Origin of the sequence: Caballeronia sp. GAWG1-5s-s, assembly GCF_023631445.1 — a bacterium.
Taxonomy (GTDB): Bacteria; Pseudomonadota; Gammaproteobacteria; order Burkholderiales; family Burkholderiaceae; genus Caballeronia.
Genome location: NZ_JALQDC010000001.1, coordinates 102,471 through 127,308, shown reverse-complemented (window position 1 = coordinate 127,308; position 24,838 = coordinate 102,471). Strand labels below are relative to the sequence as shown.

Genomic DNA, 24,838 nt, shown 5'->3' with positions numbered 1-24,838 from the left:
GTCATCATGAACGCCGCTGAATTCCCCCGCTATCAAACCGACGAAAGCCGCTGGCAAGCCGTCGCCAAGCGCGACGCCCAAGCCGACGGCGCATTCTTCTTCGCCGTGCGCACGACCGGCGTGTTCTGCCGGCCGTCATGCGCGTCGCGGGCGCCGCGTCGCGAGAACGTCTCTTTCTTCACGACGACCGACGAAGCGCAAGCCGCCGGATATCGCCCGTGCAAGCGCTGTCAGCCGACGAGCCTGCCGCGCGAACTCGCCATTGTCGAGCGCGCGTGCAAGGTGCTCGACGCCGATCCGCAGCAGCGCATGACGCTCGCGCAACTGAGCGACGCCGTGCATGTCAGTCCGTTCCATCTGCAAAGGCTGTTTTCGCGGATCGTCGGCATTTCGCCGCGGCAGTATCAGGCCGCGAGGCGGGCAGGCGTGCTGCGCGACGCGTTGCAGCGCGGCCGCGACGTCACGCGCGCGGCGCAGGACGCGGGCTTCGGTTCCTCGTCGCGCATGTACGAGGCCGCGCCCGCCGAACTGGGCATGACGCCTTCCGCGTATCGGCGCAAGGGCGCGGGGCTGACCGTGCGTTATGCTACCGCCGCCACGCCGCTCGGGGCCGTGCTCGTCGCCGCGACCGACAAGGGCGTCTGCAAGATCGCATTCGGCGACGATCCCGCCACGCTCGTCGAGCAACTCGCGGCCGACTTCGCGCTCGCCGAGCGCATGCGGGACGACGCGCGCATGGAGCCGTTCATCGCGCAGATTCGCGCGTATCTGCACGGCACGCGCGAGCGTTTCGATCTGCCGCTCGACATCGGCGCGACCGCGTTTCAACAGCGCGTGTGGGACGCGCTGCGGCAGATACCGTATGGCGAGACGCGCAGCTACACCGACATCGCCGCGTCGGTCGGTTCGCCGGGCGCGGTGCGGGCCGTCGCCAGCGCGTGCGCGTCGAATCCAGTGGCGCTCGCGATTCCGTGTCATCGCGTGATCGGCAAGGACGGCGCGATCGCGGGCTATCGCTGGGGACTCTCGCGCAAGGAAGCGTTGCTGGACACCGAGCGCGCGCATAGCGAAGCAGGAAAGGTCGCCTGAGAGCCGGATTTCGGCCGAAGCGCCCGGCGTCGAACGACGCGCGGGCGCTTTTTCGTTGCATCGGCGTTTCGCGTCGATCGCGCTGCGAACCGCGCCAATCGGTGCCGCAAGCACGGGCAACACCGAGATGTTAAAGTGCCCGCTACCCGAAAATTTGACCGAGCGCGTTCCAGTGCGCTCTTCGCAGAACGCTTCAATGGCAAACACGAATCCCGCTCACTCCGCAGCCGGCGCGTATCGGCGCAGGCTCGCCGCGCTCGCGTCGGGCTCGCATGCCGACGCCCTGCGCCAGGGCTTGCGCGGCATCGAAAAAGAAAGCCTGCGCGTGACGCTCGAAGGCAAGCTCGCGATGACGCCGCATCCGCGGTCGTTCGGCTCGGCGCTCACGCATCCGCTTATCACGACGGACTACTCCGAAGCGCTCGTCGAACTCATCACGCCCGCCGAGCCGGACGCCGCGCGCGCGCTGGAGCGGCTCGACGCGATCCATCGCTTTGCGTACGCGCATCTCGGCGACGAACTGCTGTGGAACCACTCGATGCCGAACGCGTTGCCGCCCGAGAACGAGATCCCGCTCGGCTATTACGGCACGTCGAACATCGGCAAGCTGAAGCACGTGTATCGCCGCGGACTCGCGCTGCGCTACAGCCGCACGATGCAATGCATCGCCGGCATTCACTACAACTATTCGCTCGACGAAAACGTGTGGCGCGCGTGGCAGGCGCTCGATCCGGCGAGCACGCTGTCGTTGCAGGACTTCCGCTCGGAGCGTTACTTCGCGCTGATCCGCAATTTCCGCCGCACGAGCTGGCTCTTGATGTATCTGTTCGGCGCGTCGCCGGCGCTGGATAAGCGCTTTGTCGAAGGCAAGCCGCATCAGCTCGAAGCCTTCGACAGCGACACGTTCTATCTGCCGCATGCGACCAGCCTGCGGATGAGCGATCTCGGCTACACGAACAATCCGGCGCAGGCCGATCTGCTGCCGAGCTACGACCGTCTGGACGCTTACCTCGACGTGCTCGCGAAAGCCGTGAGCCAGCCGTACGCGCCGTACGAAGCCATCGGCACGCAGCGCAACGGCGAGTGGGTGCAGATCAACACGAACGTGCTGCAAATCGAAAACGAGTTCTACTCGACCATTCGCCCGAAGCGCGTCACGCGCTCCGGCGAGCGTCCGCTGCACGCACTGGCCGAGCGCGGCGTGCAGTACATCGAAGTGCGCTGTCTGGATATCGATCCTTTCGCGCCGGCCGGCATCGCACTTGAGACCGCGCGTTTTCTGGACGCGTATCTGCTCTACTGCGCGCTCGAAGACAGCCCGCTGTTGCCGCGCGAGGCGAGCATCGAAGCAAACGACAACTTCAGCGCCATCACGAAGGAAGGACGCAAGCCGGGCCTCACGCTGCGTCGCGACGGCGCGAAAGTGTCCATGCAGCAATGGGCGAACGAATTGTTCGATGCGATTGAGCCGGTCGCCGACACGCTCGACGCGCTTTCCGGCAGCGACGACCACATTCGCGCGCTCACTGCGCTGCGTCCGCGCATCGCGGATGCTTCGCTGACGCCGTCGGCGCGCGTGCTTCAGACGATGCGCGACAAGCAGCAGTCGTTCGAAGAATTCGCGTTCGACATCAGCCGCGAGCACGCGGAATACTTTCGCCGTCGCCCGCTGCCGCCTGAAGAAGAGCGCAAGATGGAAGCGCTCGCGGCGCAGTCGCTCGCCGAGCAAGCCGCCATCGAACGCGAGCAGACCGAGCCTTTCGACGCGTTCATCGCCGCGTACGGGAACTACAAGCCCGACAGCGTCGGTGTCTGAGCGCACACAACGAGCCGTTTTTTCTTGCTGCGCCGTGGCGCGTGCGGCAAAAACGACGTGTTTTGCAACAGAGCGAAACGCGCCGAACACCGTACGCGCGTGCGGGCCAAAATCGGCTTTTTATCGACTATCGGGAATGCGATGAACTACCGACTCATCAGCGCAGCCGCGTCGCTGGCCTTGATCGCCGGATGCGCGGCCGAAACGCAGGTCAGCAGCCAGACGATCGAGCAGGCCACCGCGCCGCTCACCTGCATGAGCAAGCTCGAATGCGACGCCTGGTGGGCGCGTGCTCAGGTCTGGGTGACGAATCATTCCGAGTACAAGTTGCAGGCCATCACCGATTCGGTGATTCAGACGGCGGGTCCGTCGAGCGGCAAGCGCGCGCTCGCGTATCAGGTCACGAAGACGCCGAGCAACGAAGGCACCGCGACCATCGGCTTCGCGGCGCACTGCGACAGCCCGCTCGGATGCGATCCGAATCCGTGGCAGGCGGGCGCGGACTTCAAGCAGTTCGTGCGCAACGGCACGTCGCGGCCCGTGAGCGCGACGCCGCAAGCCGTTCAGCAGCCGCAGCAGATGCAGTCCGTGCCGCTGAATCTGGACAGCCAGCCGGCGCAATCCGTCACGCCGATTCAGTGACGCCCGCGCGTCAATGCCCCATCGACGCCGACGCGCCCTTGCGCGGACGCGTCAACCAGACCATCGCGGCGAGCACCAGAAACGCATAGAACGAGACGCGGAAGAAGTCGTTGGTCGACATCATGTACGCCTGCGCGGCCACGACGCGATCCAGTTGCGCGGTGAGCGCCTGCCCCGACAGGCCGACGCCCGCGAGCAAATCGGAATAGGCGGTGGTCGTCTGCGCGTACGGCGTGACCGATTCGGTGAGCACGGCGTGATGCCGGATCATGTCGTTTTCCCAGAACGTGGTGCTCACCGCCGTGCCGATCGCGCCCGACAGCGTCCGCAGAAAGTTCGACAAACCCGCCGCGCCCGCGAGCCTTTCGTCGGAAACGCTGGAGAGCGTGATCGTCGTCATCGGCACGAAGAAGCACGCCACGCCGATGCCCTGGATCAGACGCGGATACACGATGTCGTGAAACGGCGTGTCGAGCGTGAACGTCGAGTTCCAGTACGACACGAAGGCGAACACGATAAACGCGAAGCTCGCCACGACGCGCAGGTTCATGCGATGCATGTTCTGGCCGATCATCGGCGAAAGCACCAGCGCGAGAATGCCGACCGGCGCGGTCGCGAGTCCGGCGAGCCACGGCGTGTAGCCGAGCACCGTTTGCAGCCACAGCGGCAGCACGACGACCGACCCGAAGAACGCGAGAAAGCCGAGCGACGTGATGAGCACGCCCATCGCGAAATTGCGGTCGCGAAAGAGCGACAAGTCGATGACCGGCTCTTTCTCCGTGATCTCCCAGACGAACATGAACGCGAGCGAGATGGCCGCGATGATCGCCAGCGCCACGATGAAGTTCGAATTGAACCAGTCGCGGTCCTTGCCGAGGTCGAGCATCATTTGCAGACTCGCGACGCCGATCACAAGCAGCGCGAGCCCCACGCCGTCGATGCGCTGATTCGTCGTCTTCGTCTCATGGCCGCGCAACAGGAAGTACGCGATAGCCGCCGAGAACACGCCGATCGGCACGTTGATATAGAAGATCCACGGCCACGTGTAGTTATCGGTGATGTAGCCGCCCATCACCGGGCCGAAGATCGGCGCGACGATCACGGTCATCGCCCAGAGGCCGAGCGCGAGCCCGCGCTTCTCCGGCGGATAACTGCGCATGAGGATGGTTTGCGAGAGCGGGACCATCGGGCCGGAGACGAGGCCTTGCAGCAGCCGGAACGCGATCAGCGACTCGAAATTCTGCGCGAAGCCGCACAGCGCCGAGGCGACCGAAAACAGCAGCACGGAAATGGTGAAGAGTTTGACCTCGCCGACGCGCCTCGCGAGCCACCCGGTCAGCGGCACCGCGATCGCGGACGCGACCGAATACGACGAAATGACCCAGGTTCCTTCGCTCGTCGCGACGCCGAGGCTGCCGGAAATCGTCGGCACGGCGACGTTGGCAATGGACGTATCGAGCACTTCCATGAACGTGCCGAGCGCGAGGCCCATCGTCAGCAAGGCGAGGATGCCGCCGGTCAATGGAGCCGGGGCGGCGGGATCGGGCGCGGTCGTGGCGGTCGTTGACATTGTTCTTGTGCTCCAGCGCGTGGATTATGCGTGACGCGGCATTCTCTGCCCAGACAGTGATTAGGGCAACTCGTGCCGGCTTAAAGTCGATGAATTGCTCTAGTCGGCGTCGGGGTCGTCGAGCCCGCAGCCTGCGCTCGCGTCCGTCGGCGAATTGCCGATGATGCGCGCCAGCATGGCGATTAGAAGGTCCAGTTCCGCGCGGCTGAAACCGTGCAGTTGCTGGTTGAGCACCGCCGCGCCGATGGCCGGCAGCCGCGCGGCGGCGTCCTGGCCGCGCTCCGTCAACGTGAGTTCGACGATGCGCCGGTCCGCGTCGCTGCGCGTGCGACTGACGAAACCTTTCTTCTCCAGCCGGTCGAGCATCCGGGTCATCGACCCGCTGTCATAGGACATCTCTCGCGACAGTTCGAGCGGCGTGCGCGCCCGCCCCGACGCCAGCGAAAGGATGACGCCGATCTGCTGTGACGTGAGATCGAGCGGCTTCAGCGCCTCATCCGTGCGCGCGACCAACACATTGCGCGCCTTCGCGAGGTGATAGCCGAGGCTCGTTTCGAGGCGGATCGTGGCGGGATCGTAGAGCGGTTCGCTATGCATGCGGTTTGACGTCGGCGCGGCGTGCCGCGAAACAACAGTTCGGTAAAAAGCAATCGCCAGTATCTTGAAAAGTAGTTGCATAGTCAATATTATTCTATGCAACGAGTTATGCGCTTCATGCGCCGCCCGAGACTATGTTTTGATCCCAGCTGCGTCGTTCGAACGACGCTTGAAGAGACCGTAAATGACCCGCTTCGCAGAGACCGCCCGCACCGCCAGCCGACGCATCGGCCAAGTCAGCAGCACGATCGCCAGTGCTTCCCGTCACTTCGTCCCGCCGAAGCTGAATTCGTGGAAGCTCGCGCTTTATCTGATCGTGTTCCTGCTGCCGGGCGGCTCGCTGGCGGTGCTCGGAATGGGCTGGTTCGAGAATCGGCATCGGCGCAAGGGCGCAGCTTCCGAGAAAGCGGGCAGTGCGTCGTCGCGCACGCTGATCGGCGGGCCGTGCGCGGGCGGCTCGACCGGCCGTTGAATCGCGTTCATCGTCGCGAGTAACGCGCCGTAACCTATATCTTCCCGCACGTAACACCCGCCTTACGGCTAAGCCGTTACCCTAACGTCTGCCCGACGCCCGCTGCGAACCGCGCTGCGGGCGTTCCGTTACTATCTCGGCTGACCGCGTTCGCCGCGCCGGACGAACCGCCGCCAACCGAATTCTCGACAAGCAGATGCCGTATCGCCCCGCCGTTTCCGCCTCCATCGCGTCCCGCCGTTCCGCCGTTCGCCGCACTGTGCGCAATCTGAGCGCCATTTCGATTGCCGCTGCCTGCGCAATGTCGATCGCGGGTTGCGCCGTCGGCCCGGATTATCAGCGGCCCGCCACGCCCATGCCCGCCGCCTTCAAGGAAGCGCCCGAAGGCTGGAAAGTCGCCGAGCCCGCCGACCGCACGGACCGCGGCGACTGGTGGAGCGTCTACGACGACGCGCAACTGAACGATCTCGAAACGCGTCTGAACCGGTCGAACCAGACCATCGCGCAGTACGCGGCGGCGTATCGCCAGGCGCGCGCGCTGGTCGGCGAAGCTCGGGCGGCGTATTTCCCGACCATCGGGGCGTCCGCGTCGGCGTCGCGTTCGGGCAGCCGCCTGACGAACGGGACAGCCACGAGCCGCAGCACGGTCGGCAACGACTACAGCCTCGCGCTCGATGCATCGTGGGAGCCGGACTTGTGGGGCAGCATCGGCCGGACGGTGATGGCGCAGAAGGCGGGGCAGCAGGGCGCCGCAGCGGACCTCGCCAACGCGCGTCTGTCCGCTCAGGCGACGCTCGCGCAGACGTACTTCCAGTTGCGCGCGCTCGACGCGCAGCAAAAGCTGCTCGACGAGACCGTCGCCGCGTATCAGCAGTCGCTCAGGCTCACGCAGAACCAGTACGCGCAAGGCATCGTCGCGCGCTCGGACGTGATTCAGGCGCAGACGCAATTGCAGTCGGCGCAGGCCGCGGCCATCGACAACGGCGTGGCGCGCGCGCAATACGAACATGCCATCGCGGTGCTCGTCGGCGAGCCGGCGTCGACGTTCTCGCTCCCCGCGATGCCGCTCGACGCTACGCCGCCGACCGTTCCCACCGCGATGCCGTCCGCGCTGCTGGAGCGGCGTCCGGATATCGCGTCGGCCGAGCGGAAGGCGGCGGCGGCGAACGAACAAATCGGCATCGAGATGGCGGCGTATTTCCCGACGCTGACGCTCTCGGCGCAAAGCGGGTTCGAAAGCACGGTGTTGTCGCAACTGCTGCGCGCGCCGTCGCGTTTCTGGACGCTCGGGCCGGATATCGCCGCGACGATTTTCGACGGCGGCTTGCGCGCGGCGCGCACGGAAGCCGCCCGCGCCGCCTACGATCAGAACGTCGCGACGTATCGGCAAACGGTGCTGACCGCGTTTCAGGACGTCGAAGACAATGTCGCGTCTCTGCGCATTCTGGAGAAGGAAATCGTCGTGCAGCAGCAGGCGGTTCAGTCCGCGCAGCAGGCGCTCGCCATCATCAACAATCAGTACAAGGCGGGAACGGTCGCGTTCATCAGCGTGCTGACCGCGCAGACCACGGCGTTCACGGCAGAGCAGAAGCTCGCGAGCATCGCGGGCCAGCGCATGGTGGCGTCGGTGGGGCTGGTGAAGGCGCTGGGCGGCGGCTGGGACGTCGCGCAGATGAACCGCGAGACGGGCGGCGTAGAAGCGCCGGCGCCGGCTTCCGCGCCAGAGGCGATGTCCGCGACGGGGAAGAACGCAGCCGGCGGCTGATTTCGCGCTCTAATAATGGTTGAACGTCAGCGCGACGGTATCCGGATCGGTGTGTCGGCCGAGCAGATTCAAGAGTCCCGCGAGATTTTCGCGCTGCGCCGGTTCAGCCTTCGCGGTGCCTTCGAAGGTCGTCGCGTCTTGCGAGATCACGCCGCTGCCGGTCAAGAGCAGCGGGCCTCGGGTTGTCGAGAGATCAATGCTCGCCGTCGCCCCTTGCGCCTGCAACGCGACGCGGTACGACCCGAGCGGCTTGACCCGTGACACGCGCGAAGCCATGTCGTCGAGCGTCACCACGAACTGTCCGTAAGCGTTCCTGCCGAGCAAGCGGAATTCGGTCCACGAAAGCCGCACCGTTCCCTCGAAATTCAGCGTATTGAACGGCGCGCCCAGACCGGCGAGCAGCGTTGCCGGAACCGCGATTCCGCCCGCCGAAAGCGTCGCGCCACGCGTCGTGGCATCGACGATCACGGCGTCGGGCATCGCCTCGGTCTGCCGCATGGTCATGTGCACGCGGCCGGTGAAAAGCGGCCAGAACGCCGTCGTCCATTCGATGCGCCCCGGCAGCAGCGTCGCGCCGGAGCCGTCGCTGCTCGCCGCGAGCATCAGCGTTGCCGAGCCGCGCCAGAGTGAACCCGACGGATCGGCGAGATTGACGTGGCCGCCCGTCGCCTTCGCGAACTGCGGCGTGATCCACGCGGCGGGCATCATCACGAGCAGCGTGCCCGCCACCGAGAGCACCATCACGATGAGTCCCGGCAGCGCGAGCCTGAGTCGGCGAGTCCAGTAGCTCATTTGACGCTGGCCGGTTGCAGCGATGCCGTCAGGTCCACCTGACCGTCCGGCTTGAGCGCCTGAATGTGCGCTTCCGACACCTGCACCTTGAACTGCTTGCGCGCGTCGTCGAGCCACATCGTCCAGTTCGGAAACGACGCGTTCTTCAACTGAATCTGCACCGCCGCGCCAATGACCTGCACCTGCGTCGGCTGCATGTTGTTGTCCGCGAGCGACTTCGCGAGCGCATCGCGCAGCGCGCCGCCCGTCGGCGTCACGCCCTCGGCGCTGCCCGCGAGCGAGCGCGCTTCGTTAGCCTGCGCGGTCATCGTGGCGAGCTGGCGCTGCATCGTCGGCAAGGTGTCGCGCAGGCGGGCGCGGCCTTCATACGCGGGCGCCCACAGCACGAGATAAACCAGCGCGATGCCGAGCAGCAGGCCGCCCCACATCAACAGCGTCTTTTCGCGCGGCGTGCGCGCCTCCCAGAACTCGGAGAGCGTTCGTCCGATTTCCGCTTTCATTGGCCGCTCCTGATGGTCCATTTGCCGGTGTTCGTGTCGATGGCGCCGTTCAGCCCGTTGGCCGCGAGGCGCTTGCCGAGGTCAGGATCGACCTTGATGTCCGGCTTGAAAGTCACTTCCAGATGACGGTCCCGATAATCCAGCCCGGCGATGCCGTTCACCGGCACCGGGCCGAGCGAGCGCGCGAGGCCGTCCGCGAGCGACAGAAAATCCGACGGCGACAGTTCGCCCGACGCCACGCGCAGCCGGTCGAGATTGCGTGCCATCTGGTCGGGCGCGTCGAGCACGGTCGTGGTCTTGGGGAACGCGTTGAGCAGCAGTTCGGTCATCTGCGCGTTGATGGCGTCGCGCTGGCGCGAAAGCTGAATCCACTGCACGTTGATGCCGACAATCGACACGATGACCGACGCCGCCACGAGCGCGATCGGCACGCGCAGGCGGCGCATGGTCGCGCGGTCGAGCCGCCACGGCTGCGCCGCGAATTCGAACTGGCACAGGTCGAAGCGGCTCGCGAGCGCGTTGCGGGCGAGCGCTTCGAACGCGAGCGGCTGCGCGCCCGCGACGGCCGCATGTTTGCCCGACGCCGCGAGGCGCGGCTCGTCGCCGGGAATGTCGGCGAGCGAATACAGCGTGAACGGATGCCCGCCCGCCAGCGCGTCGAGCGTCGGCGCAATCGAATCGACGGGCAGCGCGAGCCCTTCGCCGAGCGCCGCGCGTTCGCCGCGCGCGATGGCGATTTCCACGCGCGGCGCGCCGCCGGTCCCGGGCGCCGCCGCTGGCACGTCGCCGATCAGCGCGGGCGCGGTCGAAATCACGTTGCCGAGCAATCCCGCGATGAAGGGCGTCGGCGGCGCTTCCGCTTCGGCGGCTTCGTCTTCGCCTTCCGGTGTCTCGATGACAGGCGCGGCGGCCGGAACGGGCAGGCAGCGCATGGCCGGAACCGCCTTCAGATTGCGATGCCCGGTGCTCATGAACGCATCGCAGACGAAGCGGAACCAGCCGCGATCGATGACGGCGACCACGCGCCTTCCGTCGGCGAGCGCGACCGGATCGACCGCGATGTGGCACGTCTGCGGGTCCTGGATCAACTGGTCTTCGACCACGTTCGGCAGCGCCTGACGCAGCCTCGGACCTTTGAGCGGCGGGACGGTAGCGGCGAGCAGCAGCGTGTCGCGCGCCGCGACGATCAGCACGGTCGCGTTGGCGCGCGGCAGAAGGCCGACAGCGGCGCGGCCGGCGCGCTGCGTCTCGCCGCGCTTGTCCAGCAGCAGAAACGGCAGGTCGGGCAGTTGCCACTCCTGCGAGCGCACGGCGGGATCGCGCGGCGGTAATAGAACGATCAGTGTGCTCAAAGGCCACTTCCTCTTGTCAGTAACAGCGTCATCAGAGCGCGTCGCGCGTAAAGACGATGCGCGTGGTGTGCGTCGTCGGATCGCGATACACGAGCGTCATGCGCTCCAGTTGCGCGCGCTCATGTTCGACGCGGCCGTGAATCACAAAATAGCGCGTGGTCACGTCGAGCTGGTTCGGATCGATCGACGTGGAACGGACGCCCGCGCCGGTCAACGCGAGCTGCACGTTGCCGATGTCGTGGAAAAACACCGTCTCACGCCGGGCGACGAACGCCTGCGCCTGCGAAAGGCTCATGCCCGGCACCACGGCCGCGATCACCGTGGCGGGCGCGGTGTTCATGTTCACGGCGGTCGTCGTCGGCAGCACGGTCACGAACGGCCGCAGCTTCGCGACCGCTTCGGCCGAAAAGCCTGGCACGTCGAGCAGCGAATCCACGCTGATCATTTGCAGCGGCGCGACCGGCGCGTCGCTATCGGCGTCCTTGAGGCCGGGATCGTCGGTGAAATTGCCGCCGCCCGTGCCGCCGCCTTGCGCAATCGCCGCCATGGCCTCCGCGGGCGAGCTCGCCGCAGTCGCGCCGTTGCCCGTCTGCGTCTGGAAGCGCGTGGCGGAGCGCGAGAGTCCCGCGCGCATCTGCAAGGCCACCGTCTTCGCGAGCGATCCGTTGATGCCGAGCATCGTCAAAAGCCGCTGGAACGCCTGAATCTGCTCGACGTTGATGGTGAGCACGCCGGGCGTCGGCGTCGCGACGAGGTTGCGCAAGTTGAACTTCGCCTGCGCGTCCTCGATGGAGCCGGACAGAAACGTCTGCGCGCCTTCCTGCGAGCGCACTTCGCCGATCTGCCCGAGGAAGTCGGAGAGCTTCGTCTTCGCGATCGGCACGCCCCACACGCCGCCGAGATACGTGACGGTCGGCGATGTATCGGCTTCGGAACGCAGAATGAGCCGCGTCCAGTCGAGCGCGCTGCGCGAAATCCACTGCGCCTGCGCAAGCAGCCGCTGATTTTCGATGCGCCGCACTTGCACCTGCTGCCGCCACAACATGCCCGAGACGAGAATCGACGAGAGCGCGACCACCAGCAACGCGCTGATGATCGCGACGCCGCGCTGTCTTTTGCTCAGGCCCGAGGCACGCATCGTCATTCTCCGACCAGAAACACGCGCGTGATCGGCACGCGCAGATTCGGCGCGCCAACCGCCACCTGAATGCCCGACACGGCACGCGCGAGCGGCGCGTTGCCGAGTTGCGGCACCTTCAGATTGTTGTCGTTCTCGTTGATCTGCGAAAGCACGTCGGCCATGCGCGTGGTCCAGCCCTTCTGCGGAATGTAGACGCGCGTTGCGAGCGACCGGACGCCGCCCAGCAACGGCACGGCGCTCCAGCCATCGGCGGTATCGCTCGACGACAGCGCGCGCCGCACCTCGCCCACGTTTTCCAGCGGCGGCGACGCAAATCGCACGATGCGCCCGTCCGTCAGCCGATACCGCACCACCTGCAGGCGCGGCGCGGTGGCGGGCGCGAACACGCCGCGCACGATCTGCAGCGTGCCGTTGCCGAGCGAGACGGCGGGCTGGCCGGCTTCGTCGTCGGTCGCGGCCTGACGCGCGTCGATGCGCATCTGGTCGAACAACTGCGCGACCACGCGCTCGTCTTCCATCGCGTTCGTGATGGTCGCGCGGCCGCGAATGATCTGGTCCAGCCCGCGCCACGACAACACGGCGATCACCGCGAGAATGGCGATGGCGATGAGCATTTCGAGCAGCGTGAAACCGCGCTGCCGGCGCGCCGCGCGGCGCGAATCAGAGCGAACGATTCGTTTCATTCGCCACCACCGTGACCATCTGCGCGAGATAACCGGCGCGCCCGGGCGTCGCGACGAACATTTCGACGCGACGGAAAATAGGATTCGGCGTCGCCGAGACGCGCTGCGTGCAGACGAGCTTCAGATTGCCCTGCGAGCAGTCGAAGGTGCGCGAGCCGATATCCGGAAACACATGCGCGAGCCGCAGTTGCGCGAGTTCGTTGTCCGCGCTCCAGCCTGCGAGCAGACGCCGATGCAGGTCCGCTTCGCTCGTCGCCATCGATCCGACCGCGCGCAGCGACGCCGCGAGCGCCACCGCGAGGATCGCCAGCGCGACGAGCACTTCGATCATCGTGAAGCCGCGTTGTGCGTCGCGTTCTGTGGATCGCGCGCGCATCACCGCACCTGAAAGCGGCCGTTGCCGCTGCCGATGATCGTCGCGCGCCCCACCGCCGAGACGAGCGTGATTTCCATGGGCGTGTCGATGGCTTCGGTGCCGAAGACGAGCCGGCTCACGGTCTTGTCGGAATCGAGAAATTGAATGCTCACGCTCGTCACGCCGCCTTCCCAGCGGCGCGCGCGCAAGAGGTCGTCGCGCAGCGGGCGCCAGCCGTCTTCGGTGCGAATGTCGAAGCGGAACCCGCCTTCCACCGGCTGAAACGCGATCGGCCGGGCGCGCACTTGCGCTTCGTCGCCCGCCGATTCGAACAGCAGCGCGAGCCGTTGCGCTTCTTCGTTCAGATCCGTGCGCGGATTGCGCGTGAGCTGCAGCGACGCGAGCGACACGAGCAAGCCCGCGATGACCAGCACGACGAGCATTTCCAGCAGCGTGAAACCCGCATTCCGACGCGCCGCCCTGTGCCTGCCGTGCCTGTTCACTTCACGTTCCTTTTACTGCCACGAGCCGACGTCGGCATCGTTGCCCTCGCCGCCCGCCTTGTTGTCCGCGCCGTAGCTGAACACGTCGATTTCGCCGTGCACGCCCGGATTCAGATATTGATACTGGCCGCCCCACGGATCAGCCGGCAGGCGTTCCAGATAGCCGCCGTCCTTCCAGTTGTTCGGCACGGGTTCCGTCGTCGGCTTTTCGACGAGCGCGCGCAGACCCTGCTCCTGCGTCGGATAACGGCCGTTGTCCAGCCGGTACAGCTTCATGGCCTGCATGATGGTGCCGATGTCCTGCTTCGCGGCCACCCGACGCGCTTCGTCGGGGCGGCTCATGATCTTCGGCACGATCAGCGCGGCGAGAATGCCGAGAATCGCGATCACGACCATGATCTCGATGAGCGTAAAACCCCGTTGACGGCGCGCCTTGGCCTTGGTGATTTCCATGCGGCGTTGCGTCCACATTTGCATGACTGCTACCTCGTGTTGATTCAGGGCTTGCGCCCGCTTGATTTAAGAAACATGCGGCTTCGTTTGACCGAAGCCGCCGAGCATTCTATCGACCGGCCTTCATCGCGCCGTGACCGTGCTCAACGGACGTAGATCGTCGGTCCGGGCGGCACGGGCGGCAGGAAAATTTCCGACTTCACGCCGTTGCGCTCGACGATGATCGAACGCGCCTTCACCTGCGAGAGCTTCACGCCCTGCGCGAGCGGCCCGCCGAGCGACACCGCGCGCGGCGGCTCGCCGCCGTAGCTCACGATGGCCGCCGCGCCGCCTTGCAGCGCGAGAATGCCGAACAGATGCACGTCCGAATTCGCTTGCCGCTCCAGTTGCCCGCCGAAGATCGTCGCGGCCTGTTCGACCGACGGCGTACGCGTCGCGGCGGCGGCGGGCAGCGGCGCGGTCTGGCGAGAAGTCAGCGTGACGACCCAATAGGTCACCGTCACGCAAAAGAGCGCGAGCGCGGCGAGCGTGAGCAGGCGGGTTTGCAGGGCGTTCATTACTGCACCAGATTATTCAGTTCGATGATCGGCAGCATCACCGCGAGCACGATCACCAGCACGACGCCGCCCATCGCGAGAATCAAGAGCGGTTCGAGCAGGCTGGTGAGGAACATCGTGCGGCGTTCGAGTTCGCGCGCTTCGCCTTCGGACGCGCGGTCGAGCATCGTGGTGACGTCGCCGGTGGCTTCGCCCGAGCGGATCAAATGCACGAGCACGGGCGGGAACGTCTTCGTATTGGCGAGCGCCCGCGAGAGCGCGGAGCCTTCGCGCACGCGCACGATGGCGTCGTCGACGTTCTGGCGCATCGCGGTATTGCTCAACGTTTCGCCCGCCGCTTGCAGCGCGCGCAGGATCGGCACCCCGGCGGCCGTGAGAATTGCGAGCGTGCTGGCGAAGCGCACGGTGTTATAGCCGCGCACCAGCTTGCCGACGAGCGGCGCCGTCAAGAGCCAGCGGTCGAACGCCAGGCGCGGTCCGGGCCGCGACAAAATGCGCCGCACGAGCCACGCGACCAGCACCACGCCGATCAGCACCGCCCACCAGTAACTGCGCACGAAGGCGGACAGCGCCATCATCATCACGGTGAGAAACGGCAGCGCCTGCTTCGTGCTGGCGAACACGTTCACGACCTGCGGCACCACGTAACTCAGCAGAAACGTGACGATGCCGAACGCGATGATCGTCACGATGCCCGGATACGTGAACGCGAGAACGATCTTCTGCTTCAACGCGTTGCGCTGCTCGATGTAGTCCGCGAGACGCGAAAGCACGAGCCCCAGCTTGCCGGTGTGCTCGCCCGCCGCGACGAGCGCGCGATAAATCTCCGGGAAGTCCTTCGGATGCTGCGCGAGCGCGTTCGCAAACGAATGGCCGCCGAGCACTTCGGCGCGGATCGCGGCCATCAGTTCGCGAATGTAATCGCGCTCGGATTGCTCGGTGAGCACGGACAACGTTTCGCCGAGCGGCAGCCCGGCGATCAACAGACTCGCGAGCTGGCGCGTGAGAATGGCCTGTTCGCGCTGCGACAGCCGTCGCCCGAGCGAGAGCCGCTGCTGCCGTTCGCCGCGCGTGCGCGTGCCCGCCGCCTCGACGACGAGCGGCGTCAGTCCTTGCGTGCGCAGGTGGCTGCGCGCGGCGCGGGCGCTGTCGGCGTCGAGCACGCCGGTCTGCGTCTTGCCCGCCTGGTCGATGGCTTCGAAACGGAACGCCGGCATACGCTTATTCTCCGCCAGTCACGCGCAGCACTTCTTCGAGCGATGTCACGCCCGCGTTCAGCCAGCGGTTCGCGTCCTCGCGCAACGTGCGCATGCCGTTCGCGCGGCCCGCCGCGAGAATCTCGGCGTCGGCGGCGTTGCGATGGATCAGCGGTCGGATGGCGTCGTCGATCAGCAGCAGTTCGTACACGCCGCGCCGGCCCACGTAGCCCGACTGGCCGCACCGGTCGCAACCGACGGGATGCCAGTGCTTCACGCCGTCTTCTTCCTCGCGCGCTTCCTTGCACACCGGGCACAACTGGCGCACGAGACGCTGCGCGAGTACGCCGAGCAGCGACGACGCGAGCAGATACGGCTCCACGCCCATGTCCGTGAGACGCGTGACGGCGGAGGCGGCGTCGTTCGTGTGCAGCGTCGCGAGCACGAGGTGGCCGGTCAGCGACGCCTGCACCGCGATCTGCGCGGTCTCGAGGTCGCGGATTTCACCGATCATGATGATGTCCGGGTCCTGACGCAGAATGGAACGCAGCGCCCGCGCGAACGTCATGCCGATGCGCTCGTTCACCTGCGTCTGGCCGATGCCCGACAGATCGTATTCGATCGGGTCTTCCACCGTCATGATGTTGGTGGTCGTGGTCTCGAGCCGCGACATCGACGCGTAGAGCGTCGTCGTCTTACCGGAGCCGGTCGGCCCGGTCACGAGCACGATGCCATGCGGCCGGCCGATCAGCTTGTCGAACTGGACGAGCGTGTCGCGCGCCATGCCGAGCGTTTCGAGATTCAGCCGCTGCGCGTCCTTTTCGAGCAGACGCAGCACCGCGCGTTCGCCGTGGCCGGTCGGCAGCGTGGACACGCGCACATCCACCGGGCGGCCGCCGACGCGCAGCGTGATGCGGCCGTCCTGCGGCAAACGTTTCTCGGCGATATCGAGCTGCGCCATGATTTTGATGCGCGAAATCAGCGCGCCGTGCAGCGCCTTCTTCGGACGCACGACGTCGCGCAGGGTGCCGTCGACGCGAAAGCGCACGACCGACGCGTTTTCGAACGGCTCGATGTGAATATCCGACGCCTGTTCGCGCGCCGCCTGCGTCAAGAGCGCGTTGATCATGCGGATGATCGGCGCGTCGTCTTCGGACTCCAGCAGGTCTTCCACTTCGGGAATGTCCTGCATCAGGCGCGAGAGATCGACTTCGCCTTCCACTTCGCCGACCACCTGGGCCGCGCTGCCGTCGTTACGGGCGTACGCCGAGTTGATGGCGGCTGCGAGTTCGTCGCCGGACTTGCGGACAATCGTGAGTGCGCCGAAATTGCGCGCGACTTCCGCGAGCGCCGCGTCGTTCGTGCGCTCGCTGATCCACACTTCGATGCCGTCGGCATGCTGCTGGGCGACCAGAATCTGGCCGGTACGCGCGAAGCCGTAGGGCACGAGCCGCGCTGCGAGCGGCGACGCGGCCGTTGCTTCCGTCGCGGTCGTGGTTTCGGCTTCGGCGTTCAGCGTGTTCACGGCTGTCCTCCCGTCTGATTGCCGCCGAGCGGCGCGGCGCTCGGCGCGTTGTTCGGCACCGCGTAGCCCGTGGCGGCGTTGCCGGGCATGGCGTTCGTCGCCGCGTTGCCGGGCATCGCGTTGGTCGCGCCGTTCGCGGGCGCCGGGTAACTATTTTGCGGCGCGCTCTGATACGGCTGCGGCGCCGGACCCGCGTTCGGGTCCTGCGGCAGCGTCGAGCTGGGCACGCCGCGCGTCAGGTTGTTCCAGTCGAGCAGATTCTGGGCCGGGGCGCCACCGCCTTCGCTCGGACCGAGCGGCTTCGGCGGCATCATCGGCACGTTCTGGTCCTTGATGATGCGGTTGTCCGTCGTCGAACCGTACTGCTGATTGCGCAGATATTCATAGCGCGTATTGGCGATCTGCGAGGCCGTCGCCTGATCGCGAACGATCACCGGGCGCAGGAACACCATGAGGTTCGTCTTCGTTCGCGTCTTGCTTTCGCTGCGGAACAGGCTGCCGATGAACGGAATGTCGCCCAGCAGCGGAATCTTGCTGTTGTTGTTGTTGTACTGATCCTGCATCAGCCCGCCCAGCACGACGATCTCGCCGTCGTCGGCCAGAATGGTCGATTGCACCGAGCGCGTGTTGATGGTCACGCCGCCCGGATCGGTCTTGGTCGTCGCGTCGACGCTCGAATCTTCCTGATAGATCTGGAGCTTGAGCACGCCGCCGTCGGTGATCTGCGGCTTGACGTGCAGCGTCACGCCCACGTCGCGCCGGTCGAACGTGTTGAACGCGGTCACGGACGTGGCGGCGTTCGCGGTCGGCGTGGCGTAGGAGCCCGTCACCACCGGCACGTTCTGGCCGACGACAATCTTCGCTTCCTCGTTGTCGAGCGTGATCAGGTTCGGCGTGGACAGAATGTTCGCATCCGCCGAGGTGGACAGCGCCTGAAGCAGGCCGCCGAGCCCGAACAAGTTGCCGAAGCGATGCAGCAGACCGATGTTCAGGCCGTTGGCGAGCAGGCCCGTGGTCGAGGTGACCGCCGACGGATTCTGCGCGATCGCATTGCCCTGCACGGTCAGGTCGAAGATGTTCGTGTTGCCCGAGCCGAAGCTCGTGCTGCCGTAGAGCGCGTTGTTGCCGCCGTTCGAGAGCAGCAGGCCCTGCCACTGAATGCCGAGATTCGCGCCGCTCGTGGCCGAGAGTTCGACGATCAGCGCTTCGATATAAACCTGCGCGCGGCGCGCGTCGAGCTGGTCGATCACCGTGCGCAGATTGCGGTAGACCGGATCGGCTGCCGTGATGATGAGCGAATTCGTCGCGGAATCCGCCTGGATCATGCCGCCGCCGCTCGTGTCGTTGCCGGTGTCGTTGTCCTTGTTCGAGGAAAAGCCCGCGTCGCGCGTGCCGCCGGTGCCGGACATCGGATTGTTGCCCGTGCCCGAACCGCTGCTGCCGAGGCCGCCGGGCAACGGCGGAACGCCTGAGGTGCCCGTGGAAGACGACGAGTTGCCGAGCCCACTCTGCCCGAAGGAATTCGACGAGTTGGAGCCGGAGCTGGTCGACGAGTTGTCCGAGTTGCCGCCGCCCTTGCCCAGCATGGCGCGCAGCGTCTTGGCAAGCCGCGTCGCGTCGGCGTTGCGTAGCGGCACGACGTGCATGTTGCCCGGTTCGGACGTCGGCGCATCGAGCTTTTTCGCGAGCGCCTTGGCCGCCGCGAGCCGCGCGCTGCTGGAGGCACGGAACATCAGCGAATTGGTGCGCGCATCGGGCGTGACGGTGACTTTCAGCGTCGCGTCCGTGCTGCCGATGGTGCCGGGATCGAGCAGCTTGTTCATCTGGTCCGCGACATCGATTGCGTTCGCGTTCTTCAGCTGCACGATGTCGACTTCACGGCCCGCCGCCGTGTCGATGCCCGCGATGATGCCCGCGATGCGCCGCACATTGTCCGCGTAGTCCGTGACGACGAGCGTGTTGTTCGCCGGATAAGCGGCGATGGTGTTGTTCGGCGAGATGAGCGGCCGCAGCACCGGCAGAATGTTGTTCGCCGACTCGTTGTGCAGCACGAACACCTGCGTGACGACCTGGTCGCCGCGCGCCGGCGGCGCATTGCCGACGTACGTCGGCACGCCTTGCAGCTTGGCGTCGGCTTCGGGCACGACTTTCAGAACGCCGTGATCCTGCACGAGCGAGAAGCCCTGCATGCGCAGCGACGCCTGCAGCGTCTTCAGCGCCTGCTCCTCCGGCACCGGATTTTCCGAGACGAGGTTGAGCTGCCCCTTGACGCGGGGATCGACGATGATGGTTTTGCCGGTGGCCGCGCCGATCGCCTTCGCGACCTGGTCGATATCGGCATTGACGAAATTCAACGTCACTTGCGCGTGCGCGGCTTGCGCGACGATAAGTCCCGCCGCCAGCAGTGCCGTCGCGATGCGACGCAGTGCCATAGGTTGTCTTCTCATGGATGTGATGTCTGAGCCGGGATACAAAGAACCGGCTAAGGCAGCACCGTTCGTCAATCCGAGGGCGCTGCCAACCGTGGTGCGAACGTGTCCGCCCGACCACGATTATTTATAAAAATGTGACGATAGCAGCTTTGTGTAACGAAATAGTGCAACTTCGTTCGCCGCCGCTTTCGCCCAGCGGCTGCATGCCAAGTGTTCCAGTGCGCTCAAGCTTTCCGACGCCCTGCCGATAACCCATCGGAAGGCTTTTGTCAGACAAGCGACGCACACGGGACCCGAATTGTAACCCGATTAGATTACTTTATTATTCATACGTTTAAGAAACCGCCGATAGTCAGCAGAGGATTCCCGTTGGTTCAATCCGCGGTCCGTTGGACCTATGTCGGCTAGCCAACTTATGGTCGAAGACGTCAGCCGGTATCATACGGGCGGTTCCGTTCCCCAGGCGTCGGCGTAAAGCTCGGGTTTTCCCGATGCCACGGGCGTCAGACGAGAGCGGACAACGAATCTTGGCGCACGCGCGAGGCGCGGCGCCGGCAGCATGACGGTTCCGCACAGGCGGATGGAGTAGAACGAAGATGAAGCGATTCCTGCGAATACTTGCGATGGGTTGCGGCGCCATGCTGGCGGCCGCGTCCGCTCACGCTGACTGTTTCGACGAAGCAGCGAAGTATCAGAAGGTCAATCCGCTCATTCTGCGCGCCATCGCCTGGCAGGAATCCCACAACAAGCCCGACGCCATCAACAAGAACGCCAATGGCTCGACCGACTACGGGCTGATGCAGATCAACTCCATCCACCTCAACACGCTTTCCCAATACGGCATTTCGAGCGGCACGCTGATGGAGCCATGCAAGAGCGTCTATGTCGCCGCATGGCATTTGCGCCAGAAGATGAACAAGTACGGCAATTCGTGGCAGGCCGTCGGTGCTTACCATTCCGAAACGCCCGCGCTGCGCGACAAGTACTCGGCGCAGATCATCGAGATTCTGCGGCGCTGGAAGTTGCTGCAAGCGTCGAAGTAATTCCCGGTTCTTCAGCGCGCGAGCCGCCGCGCCGCTCGGCGCCTTGCCTCCGCTCACCCCGCGTTTGATGCAGAATCGTGACTTCGATTCTCGTCCACACGCCCGCAATGAACCAAACGCCACTGCCAGTCACCGTGCTCTCGGGTTTCGTCGGCGCGGGCAAGTCCACGCTCCTCGATGCATTGCGCAACAACAGCGAGGGCGTGCGCATCGGTTCCTTCGCTTGCAGCGCGGGCGATGACGCGATGCAGTCCATTGCCGATGCCATCACGCGGCTCACCGAGCAGCAGCCTCGTTTCGATGCGATCGTGATCGAAGCGCCGCCCGGCGTGAATCCGATGGATATCGCCGAGCACTTCGCTTTCGGCGACGACGAAGACGCGCCTTTTGCAGGCCGCGCGCATCTCGATACGTTCGTCACCGTCGTCGACGCATCGACTTTCATGCGCGATTACGCGTCGGCGGAGTCGCTTGCCGAACGCGGCATCTTGCTCGGTGGCGAAGCGTCCGACGAAGACAAAACGGTCGTGGAGGCGCTCGTGGAGCAGTTCGAATTCTGCGACGTGATCGTCATCAACAAGACGGACTTGGTCGGCCAGGACGAAGTGGACCGGCTCGCGCAGATCTTCCGCGCGTTTAATCCGCGCGCCGTTCTGCTGCGGACGGAACACGGCAAAGCGCCGCTCGGCGAACTGGTGAACACCGGCCGTTTCGATCTGGATGCGACCGGCAGCGCCGCAGGCTGGCTCGCGATTCTGAACGATGAACACGAAGACGCTAGCGACGCGGATGCGTCGGGCGTCCGGCATTTCGTCTATCGGGCGCGCAGGCCGTTTCATCCGGAACGGCTGTGGAATCTGCTTCACGAGGAATGGCGCGACGTGCTGCGCGCGAAGGGCTTCTTCTGGCTTGCGACGCGCAGTGTCGTCGGCGGGTCGCTGTCGCAGGCGGGCGGCACGTTGCGGCACGGTCCCGCCGGCGTATGGTGGGCCGCGCAGGACAGAAGCGAATGGCCAACGGATGATCCGGAGCTGGAAGCGGAGATCGTGGCGGAATGGTTCGGCGATCCGGACGACAACAGCATCGGCGATCGACGGCAGGAGCTGGTGCTGATGGGCGTCGATCTCGACATCGAAGCGTGGCAGCGAAAGTTCGACGCGTGCCTCTTGACCGACGACGAATGGACGCGCGGCAGCGATGCGTGGCAGCACTTCGGCGATCCGTTTCCCGCGTGGGATGTCGAGGATCACGACCATGAGCATGATGACGACCACGAGCACGACCACGGCCCCGACTGCGACTGCGAAGACCATCATCGGCATTAGAAGATGAAAAAAAACCCGCCGATGGCGGGTTTCATGGTCCTCTTGGTCTCCGGCTTTTTTCCGCTCATGCGGACGAACCTGAGTAGCTTGCGCAAGACGGGCGCTATCAAGATACGAACACGGTACAACTAAACACGAGCGATGGCGCTGATAAACGCTGAAAGAGCTGCCAGGCGCTGCGCAGCGAGGCGGGCCGCCACGGGCCAGACGCTCAGCGCTTGTTGACTGCGTCCTTGAATGCCTTGCCAGCCGTGAACTTGACGGTCTTGGCGGCCGGAATCTTGATGGATTCGCCGGTCTTCGGGTTACGGCCCGTGCGTGCTGCGCGCTTTCCCGAACCGAAGCTTCCGAAACCGATCAACTGAACTGCGTCACCCTTCGAGACAGCCTTCTTGATGACTTCGAGCAACGTGTCCAGCGTCTCGCCGGTTTGAGCTTTGCTGGCGCCGGTCTGAGCGGCTACGGCGTCGATCAATTCCTGTTTGTTCATTAAGGTTCCTTTATCAGTTTAGGTTGACACGAACAGCGCGAACGCGCCGATTATACGTGCGCAAGCCGTGCAGTCGAGTAGGGACGGGCCTCTGGCGCGTCCGTCCGACGATTCGGCGCAGTTTCGCGCCATGTCACCGGCGTTGCATCCCATCAAATCCCTCGCGCCGCCTTCGAACGAGGCGCTTGGTATGATAGCGCAGCGCAAACCCAATCTGGACAAGGGTTTCAAAGATTTACCCTTATGTAACGGGCTGTTCCGGGCGGCCTCCGTGGGCCGATCACGCGCGGCTCGCTTTCGTCTGCCAAAGCCGCCTGATCGGACAGCGCGCCGTTGGTTTTTGCCAACGTTTCATCGCCAATTCCTTGGCCGTTTCGCGCTGTAAGCCTTGTCGGTACTGGCTTTGGCGGATGCAACCGGTCGTGCTTCAGTGCGGCGCGCGGCGGCGTTCGCCGACTATCCGACGCCTCACAGACGCCCGCTTTCCCTCCCAGGCTTGATGCATGACCGATACATCGCCCGTTAGCGAGCCGCTTCTCGCGCAGCACGATCTTCCGGCGCGCTGGAAGACGAAGCGCGTGTTCACCTTCGTCGATGCCGCCGTGCGCTTCGACACTCAAAGTCTCTTTCTGGCGCTATGGCGTCTTTGGCGCGACGACGCCGCGCGCTGCGAGCGCCTTCATGTGGTCGCGGTGGCGCCACTGCGCGCGCTCGATACGCCGCCGCCCGCCGACAGTGATCCTCTCTTAGCCGAACTCGCCCGCGTCTGGCCGATGCGCGTGCCCGGCGTGCATCGGCTCGAATTCGAAGCGGGGCGCGTCGTGCTCACGCTTGCCGTCGGCGACGACATGCTGTCGAAGCTCTGGCTGCGCGCGGACGCGTTTCATGTCGATGCAACGCAAGACGACGATCCGCGCAAGTGGAGTAAGACGCTAGCGCGCTTCGCGGGCGATGGCGCGACGCTCTGCGTCGACGTCGCCGAGGCAGGCCGCGACTCGTGGACGCGTGCGCTCGCTACCTCCGGCTTCGAATGCCGTCCAAGCGACGGTCGAATCGCTGCGCATTTCGCGCCGCGCTGGCGCGTTCGGCGTCATGAGCCGCCGCTGGCCGCGAACGTGACAGCGCGCGAGGCCATCGTCATCGGCGCGGGACTGGCGGGGTGCGCGGTGACGTCGTGCTTCGCGTCGCGCGGCTGGCGCGTGACGCTGATCGACCGGCACGCATCGCCCGCGCAGGACGCGTCGGGCAATCCTGCCGGCGTCTTTCACCCGATCGTGTGGCGCGACGACAGCATCGCCGCGCGCCTCACGCGGGCGGGCTTCCTGTGCGCGCTGCAACGATGGCAGACGCTCGAAGCCGCAGGCCACGACTTCCGGCGCAGCGCGGGTCTGCTTCAAATCGCCGATTCGGAAGAAGACGCGAATGCGCTCGCCGACGCCATCGCGCGATTCGGCTATCCGCGCGACTACGTGACGCCGCTGACGCGCGACGAGGCTTCGCGCATGGCAGGCGTAGAAGTGGCGCGAGGCGGCTGGCTCTTTCCGCGCGGCGGCGCCATTTCGCCCGCCGCGGTCTGCGCGGCGCAACTCGCCGCTGCCGGCGACGCGCTCACCACGCGCATGAATACGGCCGTGACGCAGATCGCGTTCGACGGCCGCGACTGGCGTGCCTTCGACGCCCAAGGCGAACTGATCGCGAAAGCGCCGGTTATGGTGCTCGCCAATGCGCACGACACGGCGCGTCTCGCCAGCCTGCACGAAGATCCGACGCGCGGCGTGCGCGGTCAGCTTTCGATTGTCGAGAAGAGCCCGCTCGATGCGCTGACGCTGCCCGTGGTCGGCGACGGCTATGCGGTGCCGCTCGGCGCGCGGCGCACGCTGATCGGCGCCACCTACGACATCGACGACACTGATCCGCACGTGCGCGAAGCCGGGCATGCGGAGAACGTCGAGCGCGTCGGACGCATGCTCGGCGGCATCGACGATATACGCGCCGCGCAGGGCCGCGTCGCGTTTCGCTGCGTGACGAGTGATCGCATGCCGATGATCGGCTCGCTCGCCGACGAAACCGCCGGCCGCCGCGATGCCCGGCGTCTTTCCGGCGCATGGCCGCTCGACCTGCCGCGCTTGCCGGGCTTGTATGGCGCGTTCGCCTTCGGTTCGCGCGGGCTCGTCTGGGCGACGCTCGCGGCCGAATTGATCGCGTCCCAAGCGGAGGGCGAGCCGTGGCCGATCGAACGCGAACTGGCCGAAGCCGTCGATCCCGCGCGATTCTTTTTACGAGCGTTACGTCACGGAGAAATCGGCCCGGCCTAGTTATCCTCGGAAATCTGTGGATAAGTCGGCGAAATCCGCAAGAACGAGCTGTGGGCTCGTTGTGCACGTAAACGGGACAAGCCGGAGACCACCCGTTAACCGCCAAAAGTTGTTCCGAGTTAACGGCGCGAGACGACTGGGTTTACCGCGCGCTTTTTCGGTTGACATGTGCTTGATCGGAAAGCACAAAAGCCACTTGTCCACAGCGGCTGCGGCGCCTTGTTA

The 24,838-nt window shown here is 65.6% G+C and carries 23 protein-coding genes; 8 read left to right on the top strand and 15 right to left on the bottom strand.

The window, feature by feature from the left end; genetic code table 11:
• Positions 1-6: 6 nt before the first annotated feature.
• The 3 genes from ada (at position 7) to NCR34_RS00555 (ending at position 3,547) form a co-directional block, all read left to right on the top strand.
• Entirely contained in the window at positions 7-1,089 is a 1,083-nt protein-coding gene (gene ada, locus NCR34_RS00565; RefSeq protein WP_248320777.1) for a bifunctional DNA-binding transcriptional regulator/O6-methylguanine-DNA methyltransferase Ada, read from the top strand.
• A gap of 196 nt (positions 1,090-1,285) precedes the next feature.
• A complete protein-coding gene (gshA, locus tag NCR34_RS00560) occupies positions 1,286-2,905 on the top strand; it encodes a glutamate--cysteine ligase (RefSeq protein ID WP_248320776.1) in 1,620 nt (539 codons plus the stop codon).
• A gap of 141 nt (positions 2,906-3,046) precedes the next feature.
• Positions 3,047-3,547 (top strand): hypothetical protein, encoded by a 501-nt coding sequence (locus NCR34_RS00555; protein ID WP_248320775.1) that lies wholly within the window; start codon positions 3,047-3,049, stop codon positions 3,545-3,547.
• 10 nt (positions 3,548-3,557) lie between these two features.
• On the opposite strand, the gene NCR34_RS00550 is transcribed toward NCR34_RS00555, so the two are convergent.
• Both NCR34_RS00550 and NCR34_RS00545 read right to left on the bottom strand, forming a co-directional pair.
• A complete protein-coding gene (locus tag NCR34_RS00550) occupies positions 3,558-5,117 on the bottom strand; it encodes a DHA2 family efflux MFS transporter permease subunit (RefSeq protein WP_248320774.1) in 1,560 nt (519 codons plus the stop codon).
• Between the two features lie 99 nt (positions 5,118-5,216).
• A complete protein-coding gene (locus tag NCR34_RS00545; RefSeq protein ID WP_248320773.1) occupies positions 5,217-5,714 on the bottom strand; it encodes a MarR family winged helix-turn-helix transcriptional regulator in 498 nt (165 codons plus the stop codon).
• A gap of 184 nt (positions 5,715-5,898) precedes the next feature.
• Between NCR34_RS00545 and NCR34_RS00540 the strand changes: the two genes are divergently transcribed.
• Together NCR34_RS00540 and NCR34_RS00535 are read left to right on the top strand one after the other, a co-directional pair.
• Positions 5,899-6,186 (top strand): hypothetical protein, encoded by a 288-nt coding sequence (locus NCR34_RS00540; protein WP_248320772.1) that lies wholly within the window; start codon positions 5,899-5,901, stop codon positions 6,184-6,186.
• Positions 6,187-6,382: 196 nt separating this feature from the next.
• Positions 6,383-7,951 carry an efflux transporter outer membrane subunit gene (locus NCR34_RS00535; protein ID WP_284506430.1) on the top strand — a complete coding sequence of 523 codons (1,569 nt, stop codon included), beginning with the start codon at positions 6,383-6,385 and terminating at the stop codon, positions 7,949-7,951.
• Positions 7,952-7,960: 9 nt separating this feature from the next.
• Here the strand turns inward: NCR34_RS00535 and NCR34_RS00530 are convergent, their stop codons facing one another.
• The 12 genes from NCR34_RS00530 to gspD all read right to left on the bottom strand — a co-directional run bounded on the left by NCR34_RS00530 (position 7,961) and on the right by gspD (position 19,440).
• Positions 7,961-8,743, bottom strand: a complete 783-nt coding sequence (locus tag NCR34_RS00530) for a type II secretion system protein N (protein ID WP_248320771.1) — start codon at positions 8,741-8,743, stop codon at positions 7,961-7,963.
• A complete protein-coding gene (locus NCR34_RS00525; protein ID WP_175938736.1) occupies positions 8,740-9,243 on the bottom strand; it encodes a type II secretion system protein M in 504 nt (167 codons plus the stop codon). Before NCR34_RS00525 ends, NCR34_RS00530 begins: the two co-directional genes overlap by 4 nt.
• Entirely contained in the window at positions 9,240-10,595 is a 1,356-nt protein-coding gene (gene gspL, locus NCR34_RS00520; protein ID WP_248320770.1) for a type II secretion system protein GspL, read from the bottom strand. The genes NCR34_RS00525 and gspL overlap by 4 nt, the downstream gene beginning before the upstream one ends.
• Positions 10,596-10,626: 31 nt before the next feature.
• Positions 10,627-11,739 (bottom strand): type II secretion system minor pseudopilin GspK, encoded by a 1,113-nt coding sequence (gspK, locus tag NCR34_RS00515; RefSeq protein WP_248320769.1) that lies wholly within the window; start codon positions 11,737-11,739, stop codon positions 10,627-10,629.
• Complete coding sequence (locus tag NCR34_RS00510) at positions 11,736-12,419, bottom strand: prepilin-type N-terminal cleavage/methylation domain-containing protein (RefSeq protein WP_248320768.1); 684 nt, start codon at positions 12,417-12,419, stop codon at positions 11,736-11,738. Before NCR34_RS00510 ends, gspK begins: the two co-directional genes overlap by 4 nt.
• Positions 12,397-12,795, bottom strand: a complete 399-nt coding sequence (gene gspI / locus NCR34_RS00505) for a type II secretion system minor pseudopilin GspI (protein WP_248320767.1) — start codon at positions 12,793-12,795, stop codon at positions 12,397-12,399. Before gspI ends, NCR34_RS00510 begins: the two co-directional genes overlap by 23 nt.
• Positions 12,795-13,277 carry a GspH/FimT family pseudopilin gene (locus NCR34_RS00500; RefSeq protein ID WP_255774822.1) on the bottom strand — a complete coding sequence of 161 codons (483 nt, stop codon included), beginning with the start codon at positions 13,275-13,277 and terminating at the stop codon, positions 12,795-12,797. Before NCR34_RS00500 ends, gspI begins: the two co-directional genes overlap by 1 nt.
• A gap of 12 nt (positions 13,278-13,289) precedes the next feature.
• Positions 13,290-13,754, bottom strand: a complete 465-nt coding sequence (gene gspG / locus NCR34_RS00495; protein ID WP_244139978.1) for a type II secretion system major pseudopilin GspG — start codon at positions 13,752-13,754, stop codon at positions 13,290-13,292.
• Positions 13,755-13,873: 119 nt separating this feature from the next.
• Positions 13,874-14,287, bottom strand: coding sequence for a general secretion pathway protein GspC (locus NCR34_RS00490; RefSeq protein WP_206467272.1), 414 nt, complete (start codon positions 14,285-14,287; stop codon positions 13,874-13,876).
• Positions 14,287-15,504, bottom strand: a complete 1,218-nt coding sequence (gene gspF, locus NCR34_RS00485) for a type II secretion system inner membrane protein GspF (RefSeq protein ID WP_175938722.1) — start codon at positions 15,502-15,504, stop codon at positions 14,287-14,289. The genes NCR34_RS00490 and gspF overlap by 1 nt, the downstream gene beginning before the upstream one ends.
• Positions 15,505-15,508: 4 nt before the next feature.
• On the bottom strand, positions 15,509-16,999 hold the full coding sequence (gene gspE, locus NCR34_RS00480; protein WP_175940558.1) for a type II secretion system ATPase GspE: 1,491 nt from the start codon (positions 16,997-16,999) through the stop codon (positions 15,509-15,511).
• A 5-nt stretch (positions 17,000-17,004) separates the two neighbouring features.
• Positions 17,005-19,440, bottom strand: a complete 2,436-nt coding sequence (gspD, locus tag NCR34_RS00475) for a type II secretion system secretin GspD (RefSeq protein ID WP_248320766.1) — start codon at positions 19,438-19,440, stop codon at positions 17,005-17,007.
• A 596-nt stretch (positions 19,441-20,036) separates the two neighbouring features.
• On the opposite strand from gspD, the gene NCR34_RS00470 reads away from it, so the two are divergent.
• Positions 20,037-20,483: a lytic transglycosylase domain-containing protein gene (locus tag NCR34_RS00470; RefSeq protein WP_175938720.1), complete on the top strand. Its 447-nt coding sequence runs from the start codon at positions 20,037-20,039 to the stop codon at positions 20,481-20,483.
• 107 nt (positions 20,484-20,590) lie between these two features.
• Positions 20,591-21,808 carry a GTP-binding protein gene (locus NCR34_RS00465; protein WP_248320765.1) on the top strand — a complete coding sequence of 406 codons (1,218 nt, stop codon included), beginning with the start codon at positions 20,591-20,593 and terminating at the stop codon, positions 21,806-21,808.
• Positions 21,809-22,019: 211 nt separating this feature from the next.
• Here the strand turns inward: NCR34_RS00465 and NCR34_RS00460 are convergent, their stop codons facing one another.
• Positions 22,020-22,298, bottom strand: coding sequence for an HU family DNA-binding protein (locus NCR34_RS00460; RefSeq protein WP_008352404.1), 279 nt, complete (start codon positions 22,296-22,298; stop codon positions 22,020-22,022).
• Positions 22,299-22,801: 503 nt separating this feature from the next.
• Here NCR34_RS00460 and mnmC1 point away from each other — a divergent pair.
• Positions 22,802-24,613, top strand: coding sequence for an FAD-dependent 5-carboxymethylaminomethyl-2-thiouridine(34) oxidoreductase MnmC1 (gene mnmC1, locus NCR34_RS00455; protein ID WP_248320764.1), 1,812 nt, complete (start codon positions 22,802-22,804; stop codon positions 24,611-24,613).
• Positions 24,614-24,838: the final 225 nt, after the last annotated feature.

Excerpts from the sequence above, each read along its gene's own strand:
- NCR34_RS00465 (WP_248320765.1), top strand. The coding sequence starts at position 20,591 with ATGAACCAAACGCCACTGCCAGTCACCGTGCTCTCGGGTTTCGTCGGC.
- NCR34_RS00550 (WP_248320774.1), bottom strand. The coding sequence starts at position 5,117 with ATGTCAACGACCGCCACGACCGCGCCCGATCCCGCCGCCCCGGCTCCA.
- gspF (WP_175938722.1), bottom strand. The coding sequence starts at position 15,504 with ATGCCGGCGTTCCGTTTCGAAGCCATCGACCAGGCGGGCAAGACGCAG.
- NCR34_RS00540 (WP_248320772.1), top strand. The coding sequence starts at position 5,899 with ATGACCCGCTTCGCAGAGACCGCCCGCACCGCCAGCCGACGCATCGGC.
- gspK (WP_248320769.1), bottom strand. The coding sequence starts at position 11,739 with ATGACGATGCGTGCCTCGGGCCTGAGCAAAAGACAGCGCGGCGTCGCG.
- NCR34_RS00545 (WP_248320773.1), bottom strand. The coding sequence starts at position 5,714 with ATGCATAGCGAACCGCTCTACGATCCCGCCACGATCCGCCTCGAAACG.
- gspD (WP_248320766.1), bottom strand. The coding sequence starts at position 19,440 with ATGGCACTGCGTCGCATCGCGACGGCACTGCTGGCGGCGGGACTTATC.
- ada (WP_248320777.1), top strand. The coding sequence starts at position 7 with ATGAACGCCGCTGAATTCCCCCGCTATCAAACCGACGAAAGCCGCTGG.
- NCR34_RS00460 (WP_008352404.1), bottom strand. The coding sequence starts at position 22,298 with ATGAACAAACAGGAATTGATCGACGCCGTAGCCGCTCAGACCGGCGCC.
- NCR34_RS00490 (WP_206467272.1), bottom strand. The coding sequence starts at position 14,287 with ATGAACGCCCTGCAAACCCGCCTGCTCACGCTCGCCGCGCTCGCGCTC.
- NCR34_RS00525 (WP_175938736.1), bottom strand. The coding sequence starts at position 9,243 with ATGAAAGCGGAAATCGGACGAACGCTCTCCGAGTTCTGGGAGGCGCGC.
- gspI (WP_248320767.1), bottom strand. The coding sequence starts at position 12,795 with ATGCGCGCGCGATCCACAGAACGCGACGCACAACGCGGCTTCACGATG.
- NCR34_RS00510 (WP_248320768.1), bottom strand. The coding sequence starts at position 12,419 with ATGAAACGAATCGTTCGCTCTGATTCGCGCCGCGCGGCGCGCCGGCAG.
- gspG (WP_244139978.1), bottom strand. The coding sequence starts at position 13,754 with ATGCAAATGTGGACGCAACGCCGCATGGAAATCACCAAGGCCAAGGCG.
- gshA (WP_248320776.1), top strand. The coding sequence starts at position 1,286 with ATGGCAAACACGAATCCCGCTCACTCCGCAGCCGGCGCGTATCGGCGC.
- NCR34_RS00530 (WP_248320771.1), bottom strand. The coding sequence starts at position 8,743 with ATGAGCTACTGGACTCGCCGACTCAGGCTCGCGCTGCCGGGACTCATC.
- NCR34_RS00470 (WP_175938720.1), top strand. The coding sequence starts at position 20,037 with ATGAAGCGATTCCTGCGAATACTTGCGATGGGTTGCGGCGCCATGCTG.
- NCR34_RS00535 (WP_284506430.1), top strand. The coding sequence starts at position 6,383 with ATGCCGTATCGCCCCGCCGTTTCCGCCTCCATCGCGTCCCGCCGTTCC.
- mnmC1 (WP_248320764.1), top strand. The coding sequence starts at position 22,802 with ATGACCGATACATCGCCCGTTAGCGAGCCGCTTCTCGCGCAGCACGAT.
- NCR34_RS00555 (WP_248320775.1), top strand. The coding sequence starts at position 3,047 with ATGAACTACCGACTCATCAGCGCAGCCGCGTCGCTGGCCTTGATCGCC.